The sequence below is a fragment of the Streptomyces sp. LBL genome (assembly GCF_029893585.1).
Classification (GTDB): domain Bacteria; phylum Actinomycetota; class Actinomycetes; order Streptomycetales; family Streptomycetaceae; genus Streptomyces.
In genome coordinates, this window is record NZ_JARXYX010000071.1 from 1 (window position 1) to 6,220 (window position 6,220).

Annotated in this window: 4 protein-coding genes; all 4 read left to right on the top strand. The window is 66.8% G+C overall.

Features of this window, described 5'->3' with window-relative positions; translation table 11 throughout:
- Positions 1-300: 300 nt before the first annotated feature.
- A complete protein-coding gene (locus M2271_RS42125; protein WP_280892768.1) occupies positions 301-3,786 on the top strand; it encodes a WXG100 family type VII secretion target in 3,486 nt (1,161 codons plus the stop codon).
- Between the two features lie 152 nt (positions 3,787-3,938).
- Positions 3,939-4,391: a YbaB/EbfC family nucleoid-associated protein gene (locus M2271_RS42130; protein WP_280892769.1), complete on the top strand. Its 453-nt coding sequence runs from the start codon at positions 3,939-3,941 to the stop codon at positions 4,389-4,391.
- Positions 4,384-4,743, top strand: coding sequence for a hypothetical protein (locus tag M2271_RS42135; RefSeq protein ID WP_280892770.1), 360 nt, complete (start codon positions 4,384-4,386; stop codon positions 4,741-4,743). Before M2271_RS42130 ends, M2271_RS42135 begins: the two co-directional genes overlap by 8 nt.
- Before the next feature lie 105 nt (positions 4,744-4,848).
- Positions 4,849-5,688 carry a type VII secretion system-associated protein gene (locus tag M2271_RS42140; RefSeq protein ID WP_280892771.1) on the top strand — a complete coding sequence of 280 codons (840 nt, stop codon included), beginning with the start codon at positions 4,849-4,851 and terminating at the stop codon, positions 5,686-5,688.
- Positions 5,689-6,220: the final 532 nt, after the last annotated feature.

A 6,220-nucleotide genomic window follows, 5' to 3' on the forward strand; every position in this document is an offset into this window, starting at 1 on the left:
TGGCCTGGAAGCTGGGGTGAGGGATCAGGGGGAGATGCTGCCGAGGGGTGGCCTGGAAGCTGGGGTGAGGGATCAGGGGGAGATGCTGCCGAGGGAACCGAGGTATGTGCTGCCCGGGCTCTAGGTTCTTCCCCCATGCTTTCGTTGTTCTGGCGGGTGGACAATACGGAACGAATCTCGGGTCCTGGACGATGCTAGGCAGAGGCCCGACGCGGTTCAGTGCCGGGTGGGCGGCGGAACGATCGGCTGACCGTGATGAACCACGGTCAGCGAGTGTCGGGTGGATGGGAGCGTGGAGGCATGGGCGACAAGGGAAAGAAAAATGTCGATAATGGGCCCGTCGACCTTACCGGTGACTATAAGGACTGGGACTGGAAGCAGATCATGCAGGCGGTCACCGGTGGTGCCGCCCTCGACAATGCCAAGGACACCGAGACCGCCGCTGCGATTTCCGACCCGCAGAGCGTTCAGGAAGCCGCCAACGCCTTCTACTACACCCAGAAGGTGCTGGAGGATGTCGCCCAGTCCCTGAAGGAACAGTCCGAGGCACTGGCAGGTGACAAGGGGCCGTGGCAGGGACAGGCGGCTCAGGCCTTCAACACCGCCATGGGGTCCTTCTCCCAACAGGTGACCACCATGGCCGAAGCGCTCTCCGGAGGCATCACCGGTCATCACAACATCCCGCAGCAGTTGGCGGACAACGCACAGCATCTGCGGGAGGGGATAGCCAAGATCAACGACATCAATTACTGGTATGCGCAACAGGCGCTGAAGATGAATCCTCATGCCAGGATGCCAAACGGTTTGATCAGCGTGCACGACTCGCCGCCCATCCCGGAAATGATGGCCAACGACATGCGCCAGGTGCTCTACGGTCTGGCGGAACACTACACGGTGGTCAAGAACGCTGTTGTCGAGCCCGTACCGCCCGACGACCCGACGGCTGCGCCGCCGGCCGGCAGCAATCCCTATAGCATCGGTGGCCCTCCGTACAGCGAATACCCGTCGTACAGCAAGGATCTGCCCCAGTACAGTGATATCCCTTTCAGTGAGGCTCCGTCGCCGTACAGTGATATCCCCTCCGGTGAGGCTCCGTCACCGTACGGTAATATCCCCTCCACCAGCATGGCTCCGCCCCCGTACAGCAATATCCCCTCCAGTAGTACTCCGTACAACGAAACCCCGTACAGCAATCCCCAGGGGTCCGATATTCCGACGGTATCCCCGTACTCGGGGAATCTGGACGGCTCCTCGGCGGGAGGTTTGCCGCCGAACGCTTATAAGTCCGTCGCGCCCTTCCCGGATTCGTCACTGACCTCTCAGCCGGACACCACGCCGACGACAATGCTCAGCGGGCTGGATCAGACTCCCTCCGAGTACCCCGGCATGGCGTCGCTGGGCCAGTCCGGGGGAGGTCTTGTCACGCCCGGGCAACTCGATCCCGCTTTGGATTCGGCCATCAATCCCGGTACGGGAAACTTCAGTGAAAGCCCGCCGACTGTCATGCCCTTTACCGGCCCGGTATCGGGCACGGGTGTGCCCGGGAGCTTGGCCAACAGCCCGTCCCAGTCGCGTAAGGCGAATGTTTCCCCCTACAACGGGGACCTTGGCCTCGACGCCCCAGGGAGCGGAGACGCCTCCCTGCCCGCTTCCGGCAACTCCAATCTCCCCTCCTACTCAGGCGCGAGCCTGCCCGAACTGGATACAGCCGGGGTTTCGGCCCCCGATGGTTCGACCATCGCCTCTTATCCGGGTGCGGGCCTTGGATCCTCTAATGGGTCCGGTCTTGGCGGCCTCAGTGGTTCCGGTCTTGGCGGCCTCAGTGGTTCCGGTGTCTCCTCCTACCCGGGTTCCGGCCTTTCCGGCCTTGGGAGCTCTGCGGGGTCCGGCCTTCGCGGCGCCTCTGGTACGGGCATCTCGTCCTACCCAGGGACGAGCGTCGGTGGGGCCGGCATCCCGGGCCTTGGCGGGGTGGGCGGTTCAGGCATTGGTCCCCAGACTGCTGCGGGTATGGGCGGTATGCCGATGATGCCCATGGGTGGTATGGGTGGCATGGGTGCGGGTGGTGGATCGGAGGGGGCGCCGTCCGATGCTTCCGGTTTGCTGCAGGGAGATGCGGCGCCGTGGAGCGGTTTGCCGTCGTTGGATTCCGCGGGTGATGTGGTGGGTGGTGTCGGCTCGGGTGGTCCTGGCCTGCACCTGCCGCAGCACGGGCCGGCGGCCGATGGTTCGCCCATCGAGGCGGCGCAGGCTGAAGGAACGCCACTTGAAGGCGTGCCGGTTGGGCAGACGCCGTCGGGTGAGTCGGGTCAGGCTTCTGCGGGTATGGGCGGTATGCCGATGATGCCCATGGGTGGTATGGGTGGCATGGGTGCGGGTGGTGGATCGGAGGGGGCGCCGTCCGATGCTTCCGGTTTGCTGCAGGGAGATGCGGCGCCGTGGAGCGGTTTGCCGTCGTTGGATTCCGCGGGTGATGTGGTGGGTGGTGTCGGCTCGGGTGGTCCTGGCCTGCACCTGCCGCAGCACGGGCCGGCGGCCGACGGTTCGCCCATCGAGGGGGCCGCGTCGGCGGAGCCGAATCCGGCTGCGGTGGGCATGCCGATGATGCCGATGAGTGGCATGGGTGCCGGGTCGGGTACCTCCGAGCGCGATCACGAGCCTTCCGACGCCTCTGGCCTGCTGTTCGGCACGGCCGAACCGTGGGCGTCTGCCCCGACAGGGGAGAACTCCCCGGGGGCCTCGCACGGTGCGCCGCGCGGCGAGGGGCAGCTGCGGCTCCCGGGCGAGGCCCGTCCGTCCGCTGAGCACTTCTCGTGGCGATCGGACGAACAGGAACCCTCCGCTCCGCAGCACACGAGTCCGTCGGCTGCCGACGGGTTCGTTGCCGGGATGATGGCGGGAATGCCGTTCGTCGTAGCCGCGGCAGCGAGTGCCACCGCAGGTTCCGGTGGCAGCCGTCAGGAGCCCGCGGGCTCTGGTGGTAACAGCGAGGAGTCCTCCGAAACCGCCGCCCCGGCGGTGTGGGGGGAGCCCGAACGGGCGACGGCCGAGCACTCTGCCTCCCGCGTGTCGGCAGGAACCGCAGCCGAGGGCTTTGCCTCTAGCGCGTCGGCAGAATCCGCTGCTGCCTCCAGCGTGTCGGCAGAAACCGCTGGTGAGCCGGCCCGGGCCGGCAACCATGTTCCCGTGACGCAGGTGCATGGCGTCTCCGAGGCGACAGGTCCCCACGTTGGGGAGGAAATCCAGCGGCCGTCCTACGAGGTGGAAGCGCCCAGCGGCGCCGAGGTCTCGGTGCCCGCTCGGCAGGAGTCGGCCCATCACGCACAGGCTTCCGCGACTTCCGTGGCCGACGACGCCACGACATGGGACACATCGGTCGGCTCGCTCATCCCGCTGCTAGGGCCGCACGGGCGCGGCACGAGTGGCGACCAGGACACGGGGGCCGAGGGGGCCCGGCAGGACGCGGCCGCTGCGACCACGGTCGCAGCCGGTGCGTATGCGATAGCCGGGGCGGTCGCCGCCGACCGGGCCGGCGCCGAACCTGCACGGCCCGCCTGGCGGCCGAAGGCCTCCGGAAGCGTACCGGCGGATCTGACATGTTCTTTCGCCGATCCCGACCCGGAACCGGAGTCGGCCGCCCGTGCCTCGGAGAGGTCGGCGGCCGCGGATGCCGACGGCAAGCTCAAGGAGCGGGAAAAGGAAGAGAAGCCCAGCGTCGCCGACCTGCTGCGGCAGGGCGAGGAGGTCTGGGGAGGCAGCCAGCGCGGCACGGGCGCGTTCGGCTGAGACCGGCCGTTCGGCGGCGACGGCTGCGCATGCAGGCAGAGGTGTGTGTACGTGAGGCCATGGACTGCCGTACCCGCTTGGCAGCACCCGCCGTCTCAGGTTGAGTCGGTTCCGTTGGGCAGCGATTACACGTGGCGTTGAGGAGGACCGGGATGTCGTCTCCGTACGACCAGCAGATCGAGGATTTGCTCGCGCAGTATCGCGAGCAGCGTGACCAGGCGGTCGAGTCGCGTCGTCAGATCAATGAGGTTTCGGCGACGGCGACGGCACCCCGGCAGGCGGTGAAGGTCACGGTGGGCGCACAGGGCCAGGTGACGGCGTTGGAGTTTCCGACGGGCGCGTATAAAAACATGACGCCCAAGGATCTCTCCAAGGCAATCATGACTGCCATTGAACAAGCCCGCGGCCAGGCGTTGGAGAAGGTAGTAGAGGCGATGGGGCCCGGGATACCCGGGCTGCCCGGAGGGATATCGATGGCTGATATCCTGAAGGGAAATTTCGATCCGAGCGCGTTGCTGCCGGACGACTTGGGTCTGCCTGATGTGGTACGCGAATATGTGGATCGCGGATCCGGCGTGCGGGGTGGAGGTGACGGTCGTGGCTGATCAGCAGCAGCAGCAGTCGTCGTCGTCGAATGAGCCGTTCCGGGTTGACACGGACAAGATGAAGCCCGCGATCAGTAAACTCGAGGAACTTGCTGACCGGTTGGAGCGGGCGGGCCATAACCTTCTCACTACCAGTGAGTCTTACGGCACCCGGCCGTGGGGGGAGGACAAAAACGGGAAGAAGTTTTATGCGCAGTATGGCAAGGCGCACGACCAGTGCGTGGCTGCCGGGCTGGAAGGGGGCGCGGCGCTGCATGATTCGACCGAGCGCCTGGCTGAGATGATCAAGGGGTTCGAGGCCACTGAGGAAGCGGCGAAGGAAACGAGCGGGAATTTGGCGTCGGACACCTGATCCGGCTCTGATCCGGGCTCGTCATATGCCCGTCCCGCGTGATGTTGATTGATGGTTCCAACTACGGCCACCGCGGCCTGACAATAGCTGGGCGATGAGGAAAAAATGAGCAGCACGTCGGACCTGAAGGGCGCGTCACAGCAGGCTGATCCCGTTATCCCCATGGTGCCGGTCTCTGCGGACACGGAAGCGGAAACCAGGGCCGGTACGGAGGAAGCCGGGGCCGGTACGGAGGAGTTGCCCCTGGGGGGCGAGCCCAGCGAGGGCATGGATGAGATGCCTCCGGTCCCGGACCACGTCCGTGAGGCGGCGCGGCAGGCCCCCGACCACTGGCTTGGGTTGATCGACCCGACCTGGCCCGGGGAGGGGACGCCGCCGGCGTGGGCTGTCGTCGGCCAGTGGCGTTCCGACCTGGACGGCGAGATCGTCGAATGGCGGGACAACGTGGAGTACAAGCCTTCGCCTCGGGCGCTGGGCTGGGCCGACCCGACCGACCCGGTCGACGATGCGGTGCAGCTGGCGGCGACCGGTTACGGTGCGGCGGAGGCGGTGACGCAGGCTCTGGCGCAGGCGGAGGTGGCGGTGTATGTCGCGCCGGGCGGAGGCCTGTTGTCCGCTCTGGGGCCGGATGACGAAACCGTGGTCGTTCCGGTCTTCACCTCGCCCGACCAACTGCATGCGGCCGGCCGTCTGTCCTTCAAGCCGATCAAGGTCCCCGAACTGCTTGACCAGCTTCCCGAGGGACATGTGATCTACCTGAATGCCGCCGGCTCGGTCAGCATGACGGTGGAGTCCGACGTGCTGCGCGAGGCCGTTGACGCCGCCGCGGAGGCGGACAGCGAGGACAGCTGGCCCGCCGGCTTCGACCCGATGCCGTCCGGCGCACGGGGGGCGAGCGACAGGACCGGCGGGACGTCGACCGTTCCGACCGGGGATCTGCTGTAGGACGGGTCCCCGCCGTACACCATGCCGACCGGGCCGACGGCACGCCCCCTGACCCGCTCGGCCCCGTCCGGCACGGATTCCGCCGGGGCCTGCATAGCCCGCACACGTGTGGTTGCAGCCGGTGCCCCGGGGTGGTTGCGGACGTGAGTGCAAACCGCCGTGTACGCGCGGCCATGATCCAGTCGGATTGTCGGTGCTGGGGTCAAGTGGCGGTGCAGTCTGGTCCCTTATTGAACGTGGTGCTGAGGAAGGCCCGGATGTTGTCTCCATACGATCAGCGCATTGAGGAGTCAATGGCGCAGTATCGCGACGTCCGCGAGCAGGCGATTGAGGCGCGTCGGATCAACGTGGTGCCGCTTTCCGGTCCGGTCGCACCATCGTCCCCGCTCTGCTGCGCGACAGTCGGTGGCAGCTGAGCATGGGTAAAAGCATCGTCATGCCGCATGGCTTGGAGTGGGTCTCCGCGCTGGCTGGTGGTGAGTGGCCGGAGGCGATGGAGGGTGATCTGTGGGATCTGGAGACGGCGCACAGG

Excerpts from the sequence above, each read along its gene's own strand:
- M2271_RS42125 (WP_280892768.1), top strand. The coding sequence starts at position 301 with ATGGGCGACAAGGGAAAGAAAAATGTCGATAATGGGCCCGTCGACCTT.
- M2271_RS42130 (WP_280892769.1), top strand. The coding sequence starts at position 3,939 with ATGTCGTCTCCGTACGACCAGCAGATCGAGGATTTGCTCGCGCAGTAT.
- M2271_RS42140 (WP_280892771.1), top strand. The coding sequence starts at position 4,849 with ATGAGCAGCACGTCGGACCTGAAGGGCGCGTCACAGCAGGCTGATCCC.